This window comes from Nitrospira sp. (genome assembly GCA_029194535.1).
GTDB lineage: Bacteria > Nitrospirota > Nitrospiria > Nitrospirales > Nitrospiraceae > Nitrospira_C.
In genome coordinates this window covers 1,944,580-1,965,693 of record JARFXR010000001.1, presented here as the reverse complement: position 1 = coordinate 1,965,693, position 21,114 = coordinate 1,944,580, and the positions used below count along the sequence as shown (strand labels likewise).

Below are 21,114 nucleotides of genomic sequence, written 5' to 3'. Positions count from 1 at the left end.
TGTCACGGACTGTTATGCCGTGGCCTTGGGATCGATACGAAAGAGGGCTTGTCCATACTCGACCGGTTTGGTGCTTTCGGCGAGGATTTTGACCACCTGACCGTCGACTTCGGACTCGATTTCATTCATCAGCTTCATCGCCTCGACGATGCACAACACTTGTCCCTTCTTGACGAAATCACCCTCCTCGACATATGGGTCGGCATCCGGAGACGGCGACCGATAGAACGTACCGACGATGGGAGATGTGATCGTGACCAGCCCCGCCGTGTCCTCGGTCGTGCCGCCAGGAGAGACCGCCAGTTGGGATGCGCCGCCTGCGCCGACCGGAGCGATATCGGTCACGGCCGCGGTGATGGGTTTGACTCCCGCCTCATGCCGAATCCTGATGCGCATCCCTTCCCGCTCCAATTCCAGTTCGGTCAGGTTGTTGCGTTTGAGCAGGTCAACCAACTCCTGGAGGTGTTTGGACTGGCTTCCCGTAAGGAACGGCCGGCCCGCGTCTCCTGATCCCGCCGCCAGGGTCTGGGGCAGGACAATGGGAGTTTCCCGTTTCTTGGTTCGACGTGGTTTGCCCCGGCTCACCGGACGCGCTCCACGTAGGCTCTTGTGCGAGTGTCGATCTTAATCACGGTGCCCACCTCCAGATAAAGTGGAACCTTGATCGTCGCGCCGGTTTCGACGATAGCCGGCTTCGTGCCGCCGGATGCCGTATCTCCCCGCACACCCGGTTCCGCATCCACCACTTTGAGCTCGATAAAAATGGGCAGTTCGACGTCGATCGGGCGATGTTCGTAGATCAGGATCTTGGCGACCATGTTCTCTTTGAGGAGATCTGCGTTATCCCCGAGTTGCTTCTTGGCGAAGGTCAGTTGCTCATAGCTTTCCGTGTCCATGAACGTGTAGTCGTCGCCCGTAGCATAGAGAAACTGCATTTCCCGTTCTTCAAGGTCCGGTTCCTCGAATCGTTCGCCGGACCGGAAGGTCCGATCGAGTACGTTGCCGGAGATGTAACTCTTGAGCTTGGTACGGACAAACGCGCCGCCCTTTCCGGGCTTCACATGCTGAAACTCGACGATATAAAACGGCTCCCCGTCGATCAACAGCCGTACGCCGCCTCGAAAATCAGTGGTCGAAATCACTCGATACTCCCTTCACATTGATTGGATCGTGATTGGTCAAATCGTGAACACGTTAACGTCGACCCGCCCGTCGCTGAGAAGTCGCCGTCTTGGAGGAGGATTCTTTCTTCGGACGGCGAGCCGTGAGATGGCCGTGCAGCCCACGGAGCGCCAACAGATATCCGACAGGCCCCAGTCCTGAAATCTGCCCAAGTGCTACTCCGGCGACATAGGACTGATGACGAAAATCTTCCCGCTGATGAATGTTGGACACATGGACCTCGATCGCCGGCAAATTCACGGCTACCAGGGCGTCTCGAATGGCCACGCTGGTGTGCGTGTAAGCGGCGGGATTAATGATCACCCCGTGATACTCGTTTCGAGCCTCTTGAATCCACGTCACCAACTCCCCTTCGTGATTGGATTGTCGGATATCGACCTCGACGGCAAGCTCCTCTGCCAACTTGGCGATATCTGCATCAATGGTATCGAGGGGTGCGGAACCATAAATAGCCTGTTCCCTGGTGCCCAGAAGGTTGAGATTCGGACCGTGCAATACGAGTATCCGTAGCATGAACAACTCTGTGATCGGATGCAACGCTCGACAGGCTACCTTCTCGGGCGATCGGCAGGGCGGCATTGTAACAGGCCGTCCGGTGTGGGTCAAACCTCTGAATTCTATCGGGAACTTGGAGAACCGGACCGTCCTGATCCGTTGCGATCACAGCGCGCTCGCTCGATGGAGCGGAGCCACGCCTCAAGCTGCGCGATGGTCGCGGCATGGGGAGAGGGAACAGGAACAGGGGCGACTGCACTCAGCGAGGACTCGACGGCTGCGGACCGCTCTTGCGCAACTTGATCGTCCTGAACGACCGGCGTATGGTCTGCGACCTCATGCTTTGTCGTCGCATCAACCACCACATCTTGCGATGGGATTCCGGGACCGCCGGTTTCTTCACGATCGACTTTGTCCGGCTCAGGAGGAACTGCGGCGTCCGTGCGGTCGGCACGGCTGGAGGATCGTACCTGTAGTGGTCTTCCGGCTTCCGGAATGGTAGATTTCCCCAGTTTTTCCCTGATAGACCGTGCTTCCTCATCGCGAGGGTTCAAGGCCAGGATCACCTCGCAGCTTCTCAACGCCTCGCCCGACGAGCCCTGAGCAACATAAATCTTGATGAGAGTTCGGTGAGCACGAAGATTTTCAGGACTCAACTTGACAGCTTCTTCAAGGAGGACCTTGGCCTTCGTCGTCTGCCCGAGTTGATCGTAGGCGCGACCAAGAACCACCATCGCGGTGATGAATCCCGGATAAAACCTCAGTCCATCCTCCAGCACACCGGCGGCTTCCTGCCACATACCGGCCTTACAATATTCTTCCGCCAGCGGCAGAAACACTTTGGATTGAGGATCTTTGGCCAACTGCAGGGCCATTCGATCTATTTCCATGGCAGTGGCCGAGAGCTTCTGATTCGGCGGCATCGGCTAGTCCTCCTCAACCACGGGCTTGCGAGCGGCCGTTCGCAACAACCGCAGAGCGGCATCCAGGATGTCGTCGGCAAGCCGGCGCTTGGATCGCAGCGCGAACTCGCTGACGGTCCCATCGCGATCGATCAGTGTCGCGGCATTCTGATCGCTGCCAAAACCAGCCCCGGGGGTGGTCACGTCGTTCGCGACGATCAGATCTACGCCTTTGGTTTCCAATTTCTGTTTGGCATGCTGAAGCAGATCCGTCGTTTCAGCGGCAAAGCCGACCAAGAGCTGACCTGTGCGCCTGGCGGAAAGCTCCGCAAGAATATCGCCAGTTGGCTCGAGGTCCACCACGGGATTCTCGAGTTGATGCTTCTTCCATTTTTGACCGGCCGGATGCTTGGGTCTAAAGTCGGCAACTGCCGCGGACATGATGACGACTGTCGACCAGGACAATCGCACGGTCAAGATCTTGGACATCTCCTCCGCCGTTTCAACCGACACGATCTCGACTCCAGGCGGTGGAGAAAGAGCAGTTGGGCCGGTGACAAGGACGACAGAGGCTCCTCTGGCTTTCGCGGCTTCCGCCAGTGCGTAACCCATTTTCCCCGAGCTTCGATTGGAAATATATCGGACCGGATCGATCGGTTCTTGCGTCGGCCCGGCGGAAACAAGCACCCGTTGGCCGGTCCAGTCGCGCCGGGGCAGCAGCACGGCCTCAATCGCATCGAGTATCCTGGCTTCCCCAGCCAGCCGCCCCTGACCCACGCGACCCGAGGCAAGAGGACCTTCCTCCGGATCCAACACGGTCACACCTCGCCGACGCAGAATTTGAACGTGTTCGACGACCGTTGGGTGCGTCCACATGCCCCCATCCATGGCCGGCGCGACGATCACGGGACAAGAGGCCGTAAGCAACATCGTCGTTAAGACATCGTCGGCCAGCCCCAGCGCCGCCTTCGCGAGAAAGTTGGCCGTCGCGGGAGCCACAACCATGACGTCGGCCCTCTCAGGCAACGCCAGATGCCTCATTTCCTGATGCGCCTCGAAGAGATCCTCCGCAACAGGATGGCCCGAGAGAACCTCAAAGGTCAGGGGAGTCACGAACTTCGCAGCTGCCTGCGTCATCGCGACGTCCACCCGGGCCCCTTCACGCACCAGCGCGCGCAGAAGACTGACTGCTTTGTATGAGGCAATGCTCCCCGTAACCCCAAGGATCACGTGCTTGCCTCCGAGCGTCGGTCCGATCGGGCCAGAAACCATGGTTACTCCTCGGTTTCCGGCTCCGGAGCCTTCGGCGTATCATCGACATATACGCTCAGTTCTTTCTTGATCTCACGCGCATCCTCGCCGGTCATCATGGCCATGCGCTCGCTCTCGCCCTCTTTCCCACGCTTGGCTTCCTTCATCGCATCACGCGCCTCTTTGCCCATGAGGTATTTGGCTTCGCCGCGCAGCACCTCATCGAGCGCCACGGTCGTTTCCTTGGTAAAGCGTGAGGCGCCGAATGGGCGTGAACCTTGGAGGATGTGCTTAGCCCGCTGAGCCGCGACAATCACCAATCGGTGGCGAGAATCAAACTGATCCGGCGTATACTGCGGCAACAAATTCAGCATGTCGATCATGTGGAGGAACCCCTTTCTGGTTAAGGATGATCTGTTCGATCTCCGGATTCTGACTCGTCCGTGAGGAGAAAATTGGCCTCAATCCATGCCGTATCCATTCGCGTCGTCTTCGATCGTTCGGCGAGGAAGATATGCTCAAGGTCGTGAAGAGAACGCGCAAGATCATCGTTTCGAACGATGTACGCGTATTCCCGATAGCTCCAAACCTCTTCCTTGACCTTCTGCAAACGGCGCTGGATCTCTTCAGTGGAGTCCGAGGCTCTGGTTTGCAACCTTGTGCGCAGGGCGGTCATTGAGGGAGGGAGGACAAATATCGACACGGCGTCGGCAAACTTCTGCTTCACCTGCGACGCTCCCTGAACGTCGATCTCCAGCAATACGTCAATTCCTTGGTCGAGTTTGTCGGCCAAAGATTTTCTTGGCGTCCCATACAGATGGCCATAAACGCGCGCCCATTCGACGAATTCATGGCGGTCGATCATCTCCTGGAACTTCACCTCTTCAATGAAGAAATATTCCCGGCCGTCCGCTTCACCCGGCCGCGGTGGTCTGGTCGTGCAGGAAATGGAATGCCAGAGGCCGGGGATGCTCGTGATCAGTTGTTTGCACAGCGTCGTTTTTCCCGCCCCGGACGGCGCGGAAATGATGAATAAGATGCCGTGCCGATGGATGGACGAACGGACCGGTCCGGACGGCGATGGGGCAGCATTTTCAGTCGTGACGCTCATTCGACGTTCTGGACCTGTTCCCGGATTCGTTCCAGCTCGGCCTTCATATGAACCACATGGCCGGCGATCTCGGCATCGTTGGCCTTGGAACCGATCGTATTGATTTCACGCCCCATCTCCTGGAGCAGAAAATCGAGGGTTTTACCTATAGATTCCGATCGGTTAAGTGTTTGCTCAAACTGTACCATATGCGAGTCCAGTCTGACTATTTCTTCCGCAATGTCACCACGATCCGCATACATGGCCAGCTCCTGCAACAGACGAGACGCGTCGGGAGGCTCGCCTCCCATCAATTTTTCGACCCTCTTTCTCATCCGATCGAATTCGGCCTCTACCACCTGAGAGGCCATCGCCCCGACGATCATCTTGCGCTCGCGGATCGCATGAAGCCGTGCGAGCATATCCTTCACCATCGCCTCCCCTTCCCGCTGTCTCATAGCGGTCAGAGCTTTAAGCGCCTGGACGGTTAGTTGATGAGCCAGCCTCGACAGCTTTCGGTCCTCTATCGGTTGGTCGGTAATGGTCACCACATCGCGCTGTCCTGCGATCAGGCCGACATCGATGGAGCCGCTGAGCTTAAGGGTTTTCTTCAGGGTACGAATTGCCTGATGGTACTGCTTCGCCAGGACCTGGTCAACACTCACCGTTTGCAATCGTCCCTTCCCGCTCTGGACGGTGATGGTGAGATCGATGCGACCTCGGGCACAGACCTGCTGCGTCGCTTTCTTGATCGTGTCTTCCAGGTGATTCAGCGCGCGTGGCAGGCGGCAGGCGATCTCAAGAAAGCGATGATTGACGGAGCGCACCTCGACCGTGACGGAGCCGTCCTGCCAAGGCGCCTGCTGCCTGCCGAATCCGGTCATGCTTCGAATCATGCCAGCCCTTTCTGTTTCCACGTACAGTGTACGTAGATCGGACAACGTTGGCACTGCGGATGTCGCGCGGTGCAGGTGTACCGTCCGTGTAGCAGCAAGCGTTGCGAGACGGCCGTCCAGCGCGCGGCGGGAAGCAATTGCTGGAGAACTCGCTCAATTTCAGTCGGATCATCGGAGGTCGTGAAACCGAGGCGGTTGGCAACTCGTTTCACGTGAGTATCAACGACGATGGCCGGTTTGCCGAATACATTGCCTAGCAGCACGTTGGCGGTCTTTCTTCCGACTCCCGGCAGCCCGACCAACTCTTCCATGGTCGTCGGAACATCCCCCCGAAACCGCTCCTCCACAACACGACCGCAGGCGATGATGTTCTTGGCCTTGCTCTTGAAGAATCCGGTGGAACGAATCAATTCCTCTACATCCCGCTGCGTGGCCCGACCCAATTCGGCCGGCGTGTGATACCGCCGAAACAGCGCGGGCGTGACCCGGTTGACCCGCTCGTCCGTACATTGCGCAGACAGGATGGTGGCAACAAGGAGTTCCCATGGCGTACGGTGGTCGAGTTCCATCTTCGCCCTCGGCATGGCACGTACCAGTGCTTCGGCTATCTTGCCGAGGCGTTCCCGACGCACCATATGCCGGGGCGGCTTGGGGATCATATCGGTAAAGCTGGCGGTCCGATTCTGCAGCGGTCAGCTGCCAGATGCAAGCACGAGGCTGTCCGGCCTCCTGACGGAAGGCATTCCCGCATCCGGCAAGATGGGCGCCAGCTGATGTTCAAGATGTCGCAGCAACGGGTGGAGAGTGTCCGGATGAATCGCGGAAATCCCGAGGGCACCGTAGCGGCGGCACAGAAGCGCCGCCTCGGCTGGCGGGATCCGGTCGCACTTGTTGAAGACGAGCGTGCGCGGGATCGCGTCGAGGTTCAAGTCTCTGAGAATCGCCACCACCGCAGAAATCTGGACGTCGACGTCGGCTGCGCCGGCATCGACAACGTGCACCAAAATATCCGCTTCGCGTAATTCCTCCAGCGTCGTGCGGAATGCTCCCAGTAATTCCTGCGGGAGATCCCGGATAAATCCGACCGTATCGGTGACAATGACCTGCCGATCCTGAGGAAATCGGAGGCGCCGGCTCGTTGTATCGAGCGTTTCAAACAGCCGGTCTTCGGCGGAAACATGGCTTTTGGAGAGCACGTTCAGCAGCGTCGATTTTCCGGCGTTGGTGTACCCGACCAGCGAGAGAACCGGCATTCCGTGCCGGGCCCGGCGGGCGCGGCGCTGGCCTTGATGCCTGGCGAACTGACGTAGGTCATTCTCCAGATGTGTAATGCGCTCTCTGATTCTCCGACGATCCGTCTCCAATTTGGCCTCCCCAGGCCCCCTGGTGCCGATGCCGCCGCCGAGCCGCGAGAGCTCCGCGCCTTTCCCGGACAGGCGCGGCAACAGATAGCGGAGCTGAGCCAGTTCGACTTGCACCTTGCCTTCCCGGCTGTGGGCGCGTCTGGCAAAAATGTCCAGAATCAACTGGGTACGATCGATCACTTTGATATCGGTGACTTCGGAAATGGCACGTGATTGCGCCGGAGAAAGCGTCTGATCAAAAATGACCATGTCGGCGCCTCGGTGAAGTGTTTGGATCAGCACGTCTTTCAGCTTTCCGCTCCCGAGCAGATACCGTTGGTGGCCTCCCGGCGTTCGTTGGGCCAGCCGGTCGAGGACGGAAATCCCCGCCGAGATCGCCAGCTCCGCGAGCTCTCCCAGACGGTCGTCCTGTTCCGCCCGGCTCCTGGAAGAAGCGCTGACCAACAATGCCGATGCCGCTCCATCTCTGGTCGCGTGACCACGCACCCTCTGCAACTCGGCTTCAAGTTCCTCGATGAACACATCGAACACGACCGGAGACTGATGAAACGCCGTTGTCTTGAGGATATTGAACATTTGACCGGTTCCGTTCGGAGGCAGAAGGTGCGCGAGGTACAAATTGCCCGGCAGCCCGTCGGAAGCCACTGTGAGCACCCCGATCAAATCCAGACGTAAATAAGCCAGGTCCGTCAGCAGCTCTTGATTGAGAGGCTGATCGTGCAACTGCGTTCTGATCACACGAAGGCCCCGCAGAGATTGAACACCGGCCCTGAACCGTGCCAAGGTCGCTGGAGCCAGGGTCAGCTCAGTTCCCACGATAATCTCCTGCACCTGCCCTTTCCTCGTCAGCACCACCGCAATCGGACGTCGAATGTCCAGAGTCAGTTGACACACTGTTTTCGCCAACTCCAGAGAAAGCACCCGATCCAGAGGCACACGGCGCCTATACAGCCGCTCAATGGCACCCAGCTGACCCGCTTTCAACCCTGTGACGTGGCCTAATACTTCTGAAATGGGGTAACCTCCTCGTTATGTTGGTCCGATTGTCGAGACGTCCGAGACGGGTTCCATCGCAATTCGACCCTCCGCCTCATCGGACAATCGTCGGCCTGCCGACAGGGCCTGCCTGCCTGCGGCGGCGATCATGGCCGCATTGTCGGTGCAATACTGAAGCGGCGGAATACTGAGAGAGACACCGTCTCGCTGGGCTCGTTGCTTCAACAGGAACCGAAGTCTTGAATTCGCGGACACACCGCCCACGACCGCCAAGGCCGCAACACCGCATTGCCGCACGGCGGCGAACGCTTTCTCCACAAGCACGCTCACAATGGCTTCCTGATAGCCGGCCGCCAGATCGGCCCGAGCGGCAGTGAGATGCGCTTCATCCATGCCTTGCAGCCGATAGAGCAAGGACGTCTTGAGTCCACTGAAGCTGAATTCGAGGCTACGCTTCCCCATGGACCTCGGAAATCGGATCTTGCCGGGATCCCCCGCCTGCGCAACTTTGTCCAGCGCCGGCCCACCGGGAAATTCCAAGCCCAACATCTGGGCTCCTTTGTCGAACGCTTCACCCGCGGCATCGTCCCTGGTACAGGCCAGCAAGCTCGAGCCGCCGTCCTGCGTCATGCGATAAAGATGGGTATGTCCTCCGGATACCACCAATACCACGCATGAACGAGGAAATAATGGGTCCTGCAGCCATGCCGAGGCGATGTGCCCCTCTAGGTGGCTGACCCCGATGACCGGAATGTTTAACGCGAACGCCAAGGCCTTGGCATAGGTCAACCCCACGATCAAAGCACCCGCAAGTCCAGGGCCTTCGGTCACCGCTACAGCGGCCAGATCATTCCACGTCAGCTGCGCTTCGTCCATGGCAAGTGCGGAGATCTGCTCGATCTTCTGAATATGCGCTCGCGAGGCCAACTCCGGCACGACTCCGCCGAACCGAGCATGAATCCCGTGCTGTGACGAGACCAGGTTGGCCAGAACCGTTCCGTCGCCGCAGAGTACGGCCGCAGCTGTTTCGTCGCAGGACGTCTCGATACCCAGGATCGGACCGCCAATCCAACCGATGTCGAAGATCTCTGAACCGCTCATTTCAGACTGATTCATTTCAGATAGGATACGTGCTTTGGCACAAAGCACCTCGACCCTTGCCGCGTGCGACGCAACAAGGGTCGAGGCTTGGTAATCGGGCGATGATTCGGATAGCGGGGACTCGGCCAGCGGCCATCAGTTACACACCAGCCATCGCCTCCTGTTCAATGAAGGCAGGAGCGCCGTCACGTAGCACCACCTTGATTTTGCGACTCTCTTTGAACCGGCCCTTAATCATCTCCTCCGACAGCGGGTCACCGATGGCCCGCTGAATCGTTCGGCGCATCGGCCTTGCCCCGTAGAGCGGCTCGTAACCTTCCTTGATGAGCCACTGTTTGACCTCGTCGTCGACCTCGATCTCCACACCCTTTTCCAGAAGCCTCAGATTGAGTTCGCGCAACAGAATGTCGAGAATATTGAAGAGATGAGATTTGTCCAATTGATGGAATACCACGATCTCGTCGATGCGGTTCAAAAACTCGGGGCTGAATTGACGGCGCAACTCTCCGAGAACCTCTTCCTTCTTGTGTCGATCCTGCTCGGCTTCGGTGCTCTGAAATCCCAAGGACACACCCTTCTGAATCAATTTGGTGCCGATATTGGACGTCATGATCACGACGGTGTTCTTGAAATCGACTTTGCGACCCAAACTGTCCGTCAAGACTCCGTCGTCCAGCACCTGCAAGAGCAGATTAAACACATCCGGATGAGCCTTCTCGATTTCGTCGAACAGGACCACAGAATAGGGACGGCGGCGCACACGCTCCGTCAACTGTCCTCCCTCCTCATAACCGACATATCCAGGAGGAGCGCCGAAGAGACGCGAACTCGTGAATTTCTCCTGATACTCGGACATGTCGATCCGGATCAACGCATCTTCGGTATTGAATAGGAACTCCGCCAGGGTACGTGCCAACTCGGTCTTCCCGACGCCGGTCGGACCCAGGAAGATGAAGGAACCGATCGGCTTCTTGGCTTCCTTGAGACCTGCACGAGACCGACGGATTGCACGACAGACCGCGGAAATCGCCTCGTTTTGGCCGACCACTCGTTTATGGAGGAAATCCTCCATCCGCAGCAACTTGTTCGATTCTTCTTCTTCGAGTTTGAAGAGCGGAATGCCGGTCATCTTGGAGACGACATAGGCCACGTCCTCCTTACCGATCGTCGGTTTCTGCTTTTCCTGATTCTTTTTCCACTCGCGTTTGGACTCGTCGAGCAACTTCCTGAGCCGTTCTTCTTCCTCGCGATGACGCACGGCCTCTTCGAAGTTCTGCATGGAGATCGCCAGTTCTTTATCCCGCGACACCTTTTTCAGTTCCTGCTCCATCGCCTTGAGCTCTCCGGGCAACGCATAGGTCTGAAGCTTGGCGCGCGAACCGGTTTCATCAATCAAGTCGATGGCTTTATCGGGAAGAAACCGATCGGTGATATACCGATCCGACAGCTTGACCGCTTCGACGATCGCTTCCTCCGTGATCTCCACTCCGTGATGCTCCTCATAACGGTCGCGAAGTCCTTGAATGATCCGGACCGTTTCGTCAAGGCTCGGCGGCTGCACGTAGATCGGTTGGAAGCGTCGTTTGAGGGCGCCGTCCTTCTCGATGTGTTTGCGATATTCATCCAGAGTCGTCGCGCCGATGCATTGAATCTCTCCGCGCGACAAGGCGGGTTTCAACATATTGGATGCGTCGATCGATCCTTCCGCTGCGCCGGCGCCCACCAACGTATGCAACTCGTCGATGAAGATGATGATGTTTCCGGCCTGCACGATCTCCTTCATCACCACTTTCAGACGCTCTTCGAACTGACCGCGGTATTTCGTCCCGGCGACCAGGGAACCAAGATCCAACGCGATGACGCGTCGCGACAACAGATTGTCGGGAACTTCGGATTGGACGATCCGCTGCGCCAAACCTTCGACAATGGCCGTCTTCCCGACGCCGGACTCACCGATCAATACCGGATTGTTCTTCGTACGACGGCTGAGAATCTGCAATACCCGCTCGATTTCATCTGCGCGGCCGATTACCGGATCCAACTGACCCTCCTGGGCCATCTGGGTAAGATCCCGACCGAACTCGTCGAGCGCCGGCGTATTGCTCTTGCGATCGCGCTCGCGCGGGGCGGACTTGCGCAAGAACGTCACTGTCAATTGCCGTGCCGTGAGGAGATTCGCCCCGAGGCTGCGGAGAATCTTGCCGCCGATCCCTTCTTCTTCCCGCAGAAGTCCGAGCAGAAGGTGTTCGCTGCCGATGTGATTGTGTCCGAGCAAGCGGGCTTCTTCGACTCCATACTCGATGACCTTCTTCACACGGGGGCTGAACGGGATTTCACCGAAGGTCATGGTGGTCCCGCCACCAGGCAAGTTCCGTTCGATTTCCAAGCGGATCTGTTCCGTAGAAAGACCCATCTTCTTCAGAATCATCAGGGCAATTCCGTCGGACTCGCGAAGGATGGCCAGTACAAGATGCTCAGTCCCGAGATAGTCGTTCTGATGACGCTCGGCCTCCTCCCGCGCGAGGATGATGATCTTCCGACCCTTGTCCGTGAATCGTTCGAACATCCTGCCTCCTTCTTGATGGTCTCGCTTGATGGTCTAGTGCTGACCCGTGGAAGCGAACCCTTCGAAAAATCTGCCTAATTTTAACTAGAAGGTTCTTCAGTGTCAAGGTTGAGCGGGAATCGCACGACGATCGCAAGCGTGATTGGGACAGCGTGTCGTCACTGCGGATCATGTCACGTGCTTCGTTGACTTCAAAAGAACCCTCCCGATAGAATCCCGCACTTTTCCCGGCCGGCATTGGCTACCTAATCTGAGGAGCGAAGTGCCTTGGATGAAAAGCAAGAGCATCGGCATTTTGACCAAGCCCAAATTTCCGGAGGTCAAAACCACCCTGCAGGCTGTGGTGTCGTGGCTGCGCGCCCGAAACATCGACGCGATCTTGGATACGACGTCCGCTGCCCTTCTGGAAGAAAAAGGCGGACTCCAGAAAACCCAATTGGCCCATAAAGCGGATGTACTGCTCGTCCTAGGAGGAGACGGAACCATGCTTAACGCCGCCCGTCTGGCAGGCGAGCGTGGCATTCCCGTCCTCGGCGTGAATATGGGAGGGCTGGGATTTTTGACAGAGGTGCGCCTCGAACACCTCTACCCCTCTCTGGAACGGGTCTTCGCCAACGATTTCGTCCTGGACGAGCGCCTGATGCTCAAGACGCTCGTCCATCGGCACGGGGAACCCGTTGCGCAGGGTATCGTCCTCAATGATGTCGTCGTGAGCAAGGGCACTCTGGCGCGGATGATTGAGTTGCGGATCTCGATCCACGGACAATTCGTGACGAATCTTCGAGGAGATGGCTTGATTGTGAGCACGCCGACCGGGTCAACCGCCTATTCCCTGTCGGCCGGAGGCCCCATTCTGGAGCCAGCCGTCCACGCTCTCATCCTGACGCCAATCTGTCCCCACACGCTGACACATCGACCATTGATCGTGCCCGACAACGTCGAAGTCGACGTCACCTTGACCAGCAAGGATGAAGGAGCCATGGCCACGTTGGACGGACAAGTCGGTATCGCACTGACGCAAGGAGATACGGTCGTCGTGAGTGTGGCGGAGCTGCAAACCAGGTTGATTCGCTTTCCGGAAAGCACGTACTACGATGTGCTGCGTGAAAAACTGAAATGGGGCGATGGATAGTGCGGAGAGCGTTCGGAAGGAACCGGCTCGCCTCTATCCCTGCTCGATCAGCCGGATCATTTCCAGATTCGTCGCAAACTTGAATTCGCCGATGCAGTCGCCTTTGGCCTGGTGAGCCTTTTCCGCGGCTTCCAAGGCTCGGAGCCCCTTGACCCCGACCGGATGGCACTTCCGTTCCCGAAGCAGCGCCTGGAGTTTCTCGAGCGTCGACTTGGGATTGCCTGGCGCCGACTGCGTGAGCAGATACCGACCGACAACCTCGGCACACCAATCTCCGTCACGCTTGGCTACTCCGACGAGCCCTTCGCTGGCCTTTCTCGCCCACCCGGCAAGAAATACGCCGTCCAGCACTTTTCCCGTGGCTTCGTCGTACGCCTGAAACAGCGCGTCGTCCGGTTCATTGTTCGTCTTGTTGGGGTTCGTCACGAATACCCCGCTCCTGTACGGCAAGCCCACAGTCTCATCGACCCTGTCGCCGACCGCAAAGACGACGCTGTCGCAAGGAAATTCGTAGAACTGCTTGAGCCCGACGGCGGCCGTGTCTTCGCCTTTCGGCTCCAGTTTATTATCCTCCATCTCCAAACCGCGAACGCGGTTGTTTCCGTCGACGAGGATACGTTTGGGTGAAGCCAGAAATTTGAAACTCATCTTCGCGTCGCTGGTCTTCGGCTCGCACTTCGTGAATTCACCGACGAGTGCCTTCAGAACTTCATCAGGCTTCTGGCCCACCGCGATCAGCCGGTCCTTGATGCGCTCCACTTCCCTGGTGATGTCTCCCACGTCCATATAGGCGCACACTGCGCGGATCTCTTTGGGGTTGTACTTCCGTTCCGCAGGACCGCGTCGGACAATCGCGGTCACTCGCTCTACCTTCTTATATCGAGTCAACCAGTGGGCGATGTCCACCATCACGTCTCCCGCTCCGATCACGGCCACGTGCCGACCGACATCAAACGGGCGATCCCCAAACCCTGGAAGACGATTGAAGTGGTACACCACGTCTTTGGCATGAAAAACCCCTGCAGCCGTATCCCCCTCGACACCAATAGCCTTGGTGCCCTGTGCCCCGATGGAAAAAACGACCGCGCTGGCCCCGAGACCCTGCACATCCTCGACGGAGAGATCCTTCCCCGTCCCGATCGAGACATTCCCAAAATAGTGTACGTTGGCCTGTCCGAGTAACTCCCAATACTGTTTCTTGAGACCGCCGCGCAGCTTGAGTTTGGATGGGAAGATGCCATATTCCGCCAATCCGCCGAACTTGATATCACGATTCAAAATAATGACTTCGTGTCCCGCTTTAGCAAGGGTTCCGGCAACCGCCATCCCGGCCGGACCGGCACCGGCGACAATTATCACATGGGCTGCTTTTGCACTCATACGATCATTACTTTCCCCGTGTGGAGGGACAAAAATGGTCTAGAACCTCAAAAGTTCCGCGGACTTTAGCATAGCGGTTCCAGTGCTGTCAAAATGGTGACTACACGGATGCGCGAGCGCAAGCGTCTGACCCGCCACGACGTACAATCGGCCCCCCAACCTTTGCTCCGGGGAAAAGCTCGGAGCCGTGAGCGAGTTATTGGCGACTCTGACTGGTCGCCACGGCAATCCATTCGCCGCAGCTCCACATCGTCAACCTCCGGCGCTCCCAACCGGTCCTCCTGGTTGGGTCATCCGCCAGGGATCGAGCAGTTCGGTCAGGCGCTTCTCAGGAAGGACTTTTTGCTCTTGGGCCACCTCACGCACGGTCTTTCCGGACTTGAACGCGTCCTTCGCCAATTTCGCCGCCGCTTCATAACCGATCTCAGGCGCCAGGGCCGTACACATGGCTAAGCTCTCTTCTATCAGGCTGTTGCAACGCTCTTCATTCGCCGTGATGCCTTCGATACACTTGACCGCGAAGTTATTGGAAGCAGTCGCCAGCAACTCGATGGACTGGAGAAGATTGTAGGCCATCACCGGCAACATGACGATTAACTCGAAGTTCGCCGCCTGCCCGCCGACGGTCACCGTGACATCATTGCCGATCACTTGGGCGCAGACCATCGTGACGGATTCGGCGATGACGGGATTGACCTTCCCAGGCATGATCGACGACCCAGGCTGTGTTTCCGGCAAGCTGATTTCCCCGAGGCCGCAACGGGGACCGGACCCAAGCCAGCGAATATCATTGGCAATCTTCATCAGGCTGACAGCGACCGTCCGCAACGCTCCGCTCGCCTCGACCAATGAATCTTGAGCAGACTGCGCCTCGAAATGATTATCGGCCTCCAGAAACCGGCAACTGGTCTCGTGGGAAATGATGGCCATGACCTTGCCGGAAAACTCGGGATGGCAATTCAAGCCCGTTCCCACGGCCGTCCCGCCGAGCGCCACCTCGCTCAAAGCTTCCTGCGCCCGCTTCACTCGAGTCATCCCCAGCTCAATCTGTCTGGCATAGCCGCCGAATTCCTGACCGAGCCGCACAGGCGTGGCATCCTGCAAATGCGTGCGGCCGATCTTGACGACGGTGTCGAACGCCCGTGCCTTATCCTCAAGGGCCTTGTGCAGCCGGGACAGCGCGGGAAGCAGCTGCCGCTGCATCGACTCCGCAGCCGCGATGTGAATGGCGGTCGGAATCACGTCGTTGCTCGACTGACCGAGATTTACATGGTCGTTCGGATGCACGAGTTTGCTGCCCCGTGCACCGCCGAGCAATTCTGTGGCCCGATTGGAGATGACCTCGTTCGTGTTCATATTCGTCGACGTTCCCGACCCCGTTTGGAAGATATCGACTGGAAATTGGTCGTCGAGCTTCCCCTCCACCACTTCCGTGGCCGCTTGCCTGATGGCGTCGGCATGACGCTGTTCAAGTAACCCGAGCGACTGGTTCACCGACGCGGCTGCCCGCTTGATCAGTCCCATGGCCCGAATGACGGACCGCGGCATGCGCAATGGACTAATGGGAAAATTCTCGACCGCCCGCGCGGTCTGCACGCCGTAATAGGCGTCAGCCGGCACGGCCAGTTCACCCATGGTGTCGCGCTCGATTCTCATGGCCCCGGCAGATGGCTCGGGATCCGTAGGATGGCTGTCGTGTGTCTGCTTCATAGGTTCGACTCCGTCATGAGGGTTCTGACTTACGAGGGCGCCATGATAAACTCCCCCCCTTACTCGACACAAGGGTCATGAGTTCCGCTCACGTGATTGTAGACGCTTATGCGGGTGATAAAGGCGAGGACACGCCCCGTTCGTTCACGCACGGGAAGATGTACCGCGTCGTCACAGACATCCTCGATCGGTGGTATACAGATGCCCACTGCTACTTCCGCGTACGAGCGGACGACGGTCAGCGGTATGTCCTGCGGCACCAGCTTGACAAGGAATCGTGGGAATTGGTGATGCGGGAGGATAGAAAATGAAAAGGCCCGTCCTGTAGACGGGCCTTTCCCCCCTGGACACAGTTAGTCGTGGGTCTTAGGCAACTTTCACATCAATGGCCTTCGGCTTCACTCGTTCCGTCTTGGGAAGGTGCAAGGCCAGCACCCCGTCCTTGTACTCCGCCTTCACTCCCCCGTCGTCCACGGACTCGGGCAGCGTGAAGCTGCGGACGAAGCTCCCATAAGAGCGTTCGACCCGATGGAACTTCTTTCCTTTCTCTTCCTTTTCCTGACGGCGTTCGCCCTGCAACGTCAGCACGCCGTCCTCGACCGTGACCTTGACATCCTCTTTCTTCACCTCCGGCAGTTCTGCCTTGATCAGATACTCCCCGTCGGTCTCACTGATGTCAACAGTCGGCATCCAATCCGCAACAGTCAAGGCCTCCTTGCCATTGCTGACGCGCGCTGCGGGACGTGCAAACACACGGTTCAATCTTTCCGACATATCTTCCAACTCGCGGAACGGATCCCATCGTACAAGAGCCATCATAGACCTCCTGTTTGTCATCATGTGGTTTAGCGTATTGTGGCGCCACGCTGAATTCCGCTCACGGTTGAGAGATAACTCGGATAGACGTCAAGTCAAGAGGGACATCCACTTGACGGAGGGCGACAACAATGGCTCAAGGACGCTCGCTGAGCGGCACATAGGAACGGTTGTGTTCACCGGAATAGATCTGGTCCGGACGAAACAGCTTATTCTCGCCTAACTGCTCCAGCCAGTGGGCCAACCAGCCGGAGACACGCGCCATGGCAAACAAGGGAGTAAAGAGATCCACGTCGATTCCCATCTTGTCGTAGAGAATTCCGGAATAGAAATCAACATTGGGGTAAATCCCCTTCCCGTCCAGATGCTCAGCCGCGGTCCGCTCGACCTCCATGGCCACATCGTAGAGCGGCGAAGAGCCGCATGCTTTGAACAGCCGGTCGCAAAGCGATTGCAGGATGACGGCCCGCGGGTCCTTGACCTTGTACACGCGATGACCGAACCCCATCAGCTTCTGTTTATTGGCCAGACGTCGAACGACAAACTCACGAGCACGATCGGGAGCGCCGATCTCTCTCAGCATCTGGACGACTTCTTCATTGGCTCCGCCGTGCAACGGCCCCTTGAGCGACCCGACGGAGGAAGCCACCACGGTATAGGGGTCGGCGAGCGTCGAGGCGGTGATCATTCCGGTGAATGTCGAGGCGTTCATCGTATGCTCGGCATGGAGGATCAGACAATCGTCGAATATCTCGCCCCACACTGGAGGAGGGACCGATTCCGTCATCATGTACAGGAAGTTTTCGCTGAACTCGAGGTCGTCGCGCGGCGCGATCGCCTCATCTCCCCGGCGCAGCCGAGCCCACGCAGCGACGATCGTCGGAAGCTTGGCGACAAGACGAACCGACGACCAGTAGTTGTTCTCAACGTCCTTCACGTTGCGGCCCGGATAGAACATGCCGAGCGCGGCAATGGCGGCTTGGAGCGCGTCCATCGGATGGCCGTGCTCCGGCAGACACTTCATCAAATCGATGATCGTGAACTTCACCCGGCGATGACGCGTCACATCCTCCGTCCACTTGGCCAATTGGCCTTGGGACGGAAGATGGCCGAACAGGAGGAGGTAGGCGGTTTCCAGATAGGAGGACTTGGCGCAAAGTTCCTCGACCCGGATACCTCGGTATTCGAGAATGCCGCGGGAACCGTCCACATCGCTGATGGCCGACTTGGCGGCCGGGACGCCGGCAAGACCCGGCATGAAATCGTGGGGCATGGCCTCTCCTACTTGAGCGATTGGCTATTGGTGTGAGCGATTACCTATCCGTCCATTCGGTGTCGGCGATGCGAGAGCCGGCACCTTGCAATCATCTACTTCACTTGGCATACTGCGTTCAGTCGTGAAGTGCAGGACGCGCATACTACGGCACCGCTGTGGGCGATGGTAATTCTCGGTACTCTCGTTCTTATTCCCACGCTGATCTCTCGCTGGACATCGACCGGACCCACTCCAACGTCAGACGATCAAGGCCGTCGGCACCTACACGTTTGGTCACGGCCGGCCCCCGGCGAGTTCCCCTCATCAGCGCTCCGCGGTCGCCGGCAACTCCGGCGTGATCGATCGGCAAACGGAGAGATACGGGTGAAGGCGATACTGTGTTGCGCGGTGCTCGGTGCGGCTCTGTTCGTCGGCGGCACAGGTGTGGGCTACGGCAACGACGAATTGCTGATATTCGCCGTAGTCAGCGCTCCGCCCAAGGATCGATCCCGCGTCGCGGTCAAGGCCTCGATCAGCGATACAGTCTCCGACACAAAACTGCTGGCGTCCGACGCCATCTTGAACAACCTGATTTGGAAAAAACTGGAGATCTGTCATGCGCTCCGCATCGAAGGCACCAAAGCTGCCGACGGATACAAGGTGCTGACCGTCCGGGTGATCGATGCCAGCATGCTCCCGATGACGCTGCAATCGTTTGCCGGAGATTGCCTCATCAAGAAAGCCATCGAAATCGCGCCACTGGTGGATTGAGGGATGGGGATCACGTTGCCCGACAACCGAAGCAACTCGTGGGTTCTTCCGGCGCATCGCACTCTTCTTCCGTTAAAGGAAACAGCTGCTCGCAGAGACGGCAGATTCGAATTTCGAAGTAAGGCGTGCCCTCTTGATCGATGTCCGTCGGCAATAGCAATTCAAAGGGGTCATATCCGATCATCGCCCCGTCCGAAAATTTTACGACGGCGAGACGATCGTTGAACACCTCAAAAGCGGCCTCCTGTCCTTTTCGATCGACAAGATGCCCGACTACGAACACCGGTTGCCCTTTGCGTTTGATGCGGAGATCGCGCAGCGTGCGCTGATTGGTGGTCGCACAGGAGAACTGACCGCTCGAGCTGGTACCGACAGTGGGCATGGCAAAGACGAACGCACCCGCAACTCTTTAGCATGTACCATAGCGGGAAAAATGACGTCAAGCGATCACCAATTCAACCATGAGGAGTCGACATGCCCGACATCATCATCTATGAGAAACCGACCTGCTCGACCTGCCGCCAAGCCGTTCAACTGGCCAAAGACAGCGGAAAACCGTTCAAGACCGTCAATTACTATGTGACGCCCTTCACGAAGGCGAAGTTGAGGGCGTTGCTGAAGAAAGGCGGACTAGCACCTCGCGAGGTGCTGCGGACGAAGGAGGATGTCTATAAAGCGCTCGGCCTGGCCAAAAAGAACCTGCCCGACGATGAACTCATCGACTTGATGATCAAGCACCCCGACTTGATTCAACGCCCGATTGTGGAAACCGGCGATACGGTTCTCTTGGCCAGGCCCGCCGACCGAATCGCACAACTGCTGTAGACTCCGCCGAATGTTCTCGGGCACCTACGCACGTCGTCGCTCCTTGATTCTCGGGGTAGAAGAAGCCATGCCGGGTGCCGGCCGATCTTCCCAGCTCGGCGGCAGCGCTCGCGTACGATCCGAGTAGGATCTCAAGTCGCTCAGGCAACCGGCTTCATACGCACCAGCTCTGCCGTATCACGCCGCACCGTCCGGCGTGAACAGCAACGTCCCCGTCCGGCTCACCCGCACCACCACCTCACCGTTCACCACCTGCAGGATCAGGGCGCCCGCCACCTCGCGACGCCACCCGCGCAACAGCGGGAGAGCAATCTCGCTTTTTTTCTCCTTGGCCTCGACCAGCGCTTGAATGTCGGCAGTGGTCGCCAGCAGAGTGGGAGCAATTTCCGCTTCGGCTGCCCGAGCCTTCAGGACAGCCTGAAGGAGCTCGACGATTCCGATGGACTCCGGTTCCGATCGCTTTTCCGTCGGCACCTGTGGCCAGGACGCGGGAGGCAACGCCAGCGCGCGTTCAACCGTTTTCAAGATGTGCTCGCCGTTGCGTTCAACCTCGGAGCTGTGCACCCCTCTGAGGGTTTTGATCTCATTCAGCGTCCTCGGCGGGTGCCGAGCCAATTGCAACAGCACTTCATCCCTCAGCACTCGTCCTCGCGGCACATTGCGCCGTTTAGCTTCGCTTTCTCGCCAGGCAGCGAGATCACGTAGAACGGCGGCGTACTTGGGCTTGAGGCCATCCCACCCTCGAATCCGCTGGTAACGTTCGAGCGGATCCCGGCTCTTTTCGCCCACTACGGATTCAAGACGAGCGAACTCTTCATGGACCCAATCCAATCGACCCAAAGTCGAAAGCTTCCTCACCAGATGCGCATGAATCGGCAGCAGGAACTGGACGTCCTCGGCGGCGTAGGCGATCTGATCGTGCGAAAGCGGTCGCGCGCTCCAGTTGGTGAACGTGTGGGCCTTGGCCAGCTTGGTGCCGACGATGCGTTGCACAAGATTGGCGTATGCGGCTTGTGCGCCGAATCCCAACATGGCGGCGGCAACTTGCGTATCGAAAAACGGCTTTGGAATCTCCCCGGCATGGAGTGCGAACAGATCCAGATCCTGCCGCCCGGCATGCACGATCTTGTTCACACGCGGATTACAGATCAGTTCCCAGAGGGCGTCGAGCGGACCCTCTGCCTGTACGGCGGGAAAGTCGATGACGGCGGAGACGGCGTGCGACGCGACTTGAATCAGTTCCAATTTAGGAACGAAACTGTCTTCTCCCACGAACTCCGTGTCGAGTGCGAGATCCGCACTCGCCTGCAGCTGATGGCACAGCCGTTCGAGAGCCGCACGAGTGGTGATGTAGCCTGGCTCGCTTAGTGTGGTCACACGCT

Annotated in this window: 22 protein-coding genes; 4 read left to right on the top strand and 18 right to left on the bottom strand. The window is 58.2% G+C overall.

Annotated features, from left to right (window positions below; translation table 11 throughout):
* Positions 1-12: 12 nt before the first annotated feature.
* From accB to P0111_08960, 12 genes are all read right to left on the bottom strand, one after another.
* Positions 13-585 (bottom strand): acetyl-CoA carboxylase biotin carboxyl carrier protein, encoded by a 573-nt coding sequence (gene accB, locus P0111_09015; GenBank protein MDF0644159.1) that lies wholly within the window; start codon positions 583-585, stop codon positions 13-15.
* Positions 582-1,142: an elongation factor P gene (gene efp / locus P0111_09010; GenBank protein MDF0644158.1), complete on the bottom strand. Its 561-nt coding sequence runs from the start codon at positions 1,140-1,142 to the stop codon at positions 582-584. The genes accB and efp overlap by 4 nt, the downstream gene beginning before the upstream one ends.
* A 52-nt stretch (positions 1,143-1,194) precedes the next feature.
* On the bottom strand, positions 1,195-1,695 hold the full coding sequence (gene aroQ, locus P0111_09005; protein ID MDF0644157.1) for a type II 3-dehydroquinate dehydratase: 501 nt from the start codon (positions 1,693-1,695) through the stop codon (positions 1,195-1,197).
* A gap of 104 nt (positions 1,696-1,799) precedes the next feature.
* Positions 1,800-2,600 (bottom strand): tetratricopeptide repeat protein, encoded by an 801-nt coding sequence (locus tag P0111_09000; protein MDF0644156.1) that lies wholly within the window; start codon positions 2,598-2,600, stop codon positions 1,800-1,802.
* Positions 2,601-2,603: 3 nt separating this feature from the next.
* The gene (gene coaBC, locus P0111_08995; GenBank protein MDF0644155.1) at positions 2,604-3,851 is read right to left on the bottom strand and encodes a bifunctional phosphopantothenoylcysteine decarboxylase/phosphopantothenate--cysteine ligase CoaBC; all 1,248 of its coding nucleotides are present in this window, start codon (positions 3,849-3,851) and stop codon (positions 2,604-2,606) included.
* Between the two features lie 2 nt (positions 3,852-3,853).
* Entirely contained in the window at positions 3,854-4,213 is a 360-nt protein-coding gene (locus tag P0111_08990) for a DNA-directed RNA polymerase subunit omega (GenBank protein ID MDF0644154.1), read from the bottom strand.
* A gap of 20 nt (positions 4,214-4,233) precedes the next feature.
* Entirely contained in the window at positions 4,234-4,941 is a 708-nt protein-coding gene (gene gmk, locus P0111_08985) for a guanylate kinase (GenBank protein MDF0644153.1), read from the bottom strand.
* On the bottom strand, positions 4,938-5,804 hold the full coding sequence (locus P0111_08980; protein ID MDF0644152.1) for a YicC family protein: 867 nt from the start codon (positions 5,802-5,804) through the stop codon (positions 4,938-4,940). The genes gmk and P0111_08980 overlap by 4 nt, the downstream gene beginning before the upstream one ends.
* A gap of 8 nt (positions 5,805-5,812) precedes the next feature.
* Positions 5,813-6,475: an endonuclease III gene (gene nth / locus P0111_08975; GenBank protein ID MDF0644151.1), complete on the bottom strand. Its 663-nt coding sequence runs from the start codon at positions 6,473-6,475 to the stop codon at positions 5,813-5,815.
* A 33-nt stretch (positions 6,476-6,508) separates the two neighbouring features.
* Positions 6,509-8,116: a GTPase HflX gene (hflX, locus tag P0111_08970; GenBank protein ID MDF0644150.1), complete on the bottom strand. Its 1,608-nt coding sequence runs from the start codon at positions 8,114-8,116 to the stop codon at positions 6,509-6,511.
* A gap of 93 nt (positions 8,117-8,209) precedes the next feature.
* Complete coding sequence (gene tsaD, locus P0111_08965; GenBank protein MDF0644149.1) at positions 8,210-9,277, bottom strand: tRNA (adenosine(37)-N6)-threonylcarbamoyltransferase complex transferase subunit TsaD; 1,068 nt, start codon at positions 9,275-9,277, stop codon at positions 8,210-8,212.
* A gap of 139 nt (positions 9,278-9,416) precedes the next feature.
* The gene (locus P0111_08960; protein ID MDF0644148.1) at positions 9,417-11,843 is read right to left on the bottom strand and encodes an ATP-dependent Clp protease ATP-binding subunit; all 2,427 of its coding nucleotides are present in this window, start codon (positions 11,841-11,843) and stop codon (positions 9,417-9,419) included.
* 271 nt (positions 11,844-12,114) lie between these two features.
* Between P0111_08960 and P0111_08955 the strand changes: the two genes are divergently transcribed.
* On the top strand, positions 12,115-12,975 hold the full coding sequence (locus tag P0111_08955; GenBank protein MDF0644147.1) for an NAD(+)/NADH kinase: 861 nt from the start codon (positions 12,115-12,117) through the stop codon (positions 12,973-12,975).
* A 33-nt stretch (positions 12,976-13,008) separates the two neighbouring features.
* On the opposite strand, the gene P0111_08950 is transcribed toward P0111_08955, so the two are convergent.
* Both P0111_08950 and P0111_08945 read right to left on the bottom strand, forming a co-directional pair.
* Entirely contained in the window at positions 13,009-14,355 is a 1,347-nt protein-coding gene (locus P0111_08950) for an FAD-dependent oxidoreductase (GenBank protein ID MDF0644146.1), read from the bottom strand.
* Between the two features lie 252 nt (positions 14,356-14,607).
* The gene (locus P0111_08945; GenBank protein ID MDF0644145.1) at positions 14,608-16,065 is read right to left on the bottom strand and encodes a class II fumarate hydratase; all 1,458 of its coding nucleotides are present in this window, start codon (positions 16,063-16,065) and stop codon (positions 14,608-14,610) included.
* Positions 16,066-16,157: 92 nt separating this feature from the next.
* Between P0111_08945 and P0111_08940 the strand changes: the two genes are divergently transcribed.
* A complete protein-coding gene (locus P0111_08940) occupies positions 16,158-16,376 on the top strand; it encodes a hypothetical protein (protein ID MDF0644144.1) in 219 nt (72 codons plus the stop codon).
* A gap of 55 nt (positions 16,377-16,431) precedes the next feature.
* Here P0111_08940 and P0111_08935 read toward each other — a convergent pair whose 3' ends face one another.
* Together P0111_08935 and P0111_08930 are read right to left on the bottom strand one after the other, a co-directional pair.
* Positions 16,432-16,884, bottom strand: coding sequence for an Hsp20/alpha crystallin family protein (locus tag P0111_08935; GenBank protein ID MDF0644143.1), 453 nt, complete (start codon positions 16,882-16,884; stop codon positions 16,432-16,434).
* Between the two features lie 133 nt (positions 16,885-17,017).
* Positions 17,018-18,154, bottom strand: coding sequence for a citrate synthase (locus P0111_08930; protein ID MDF0644142.1), 1,137 nt, complete (start codon positions 18,152-18,154; stop codon positions 17,018-17,020).
* 366 nt (positions 18,155-18,520) lie between these two features.
* Here P0111_08930 and P0111_08925 point away from each other — a divergent pair, with 366 nt between their 5' ends.
* Entirely contained in the window at positions 18,521-18,907 is a 387-nt protein-coding gene (locus tag P0111_08925) for a hypothetical protein (GenBank protein ID MDF0644141.1), read from the top strand.
* Positions 18,908-18,917: 10 nt separating this feature from the next.
* Here the strand turns inward: P0111_08925 and P0111_08920 are convergent, their stop codons facing one another.
* Positions 18,918-19,289, bottom strand: a complete 372-nt coding sequence (locus P0111_08920) for a hypothetical protein (GenBank protein MDF0644140.1) — start codon at positions 19,287-19,289, stop codon at positions 18,918-18,920.
* Between the two features lie 92 nt (positions 19,290-19,381).
* On the opposite strand from P0111_08920, the gene P0111_08915 reads away from it, so the two are divergent.
* On the top strand, positions 19,382-19,732 hold the full coding sequence (locus tag P0111_08915) for an arsenate reductase family protein (GenBank protein ID MDF0644139.1): 351 nt from the start codon (positions 19,382-19,384) through the stop codon (positions 19,730-19,732).
* Positions 19,733-19,909: 177 nt separating this feature from the next.
* On the opposite strand, the gene rnd is transcribed toward P0111_08915, so the two are convergent.
* On the bottom strand, positions 19,910-21,109 hold the full coding sequence (gene rnd, locus P0111_08910) for a ribonuclease D (GenBank protein ID MDF0644138.1): 1,200 nt from the start codon (positions 21,107-21,109) through the stop codon (positions 19,910-19,912).
* Positions 21,110-21,114 lie beyond the last annotated feature (5 nt).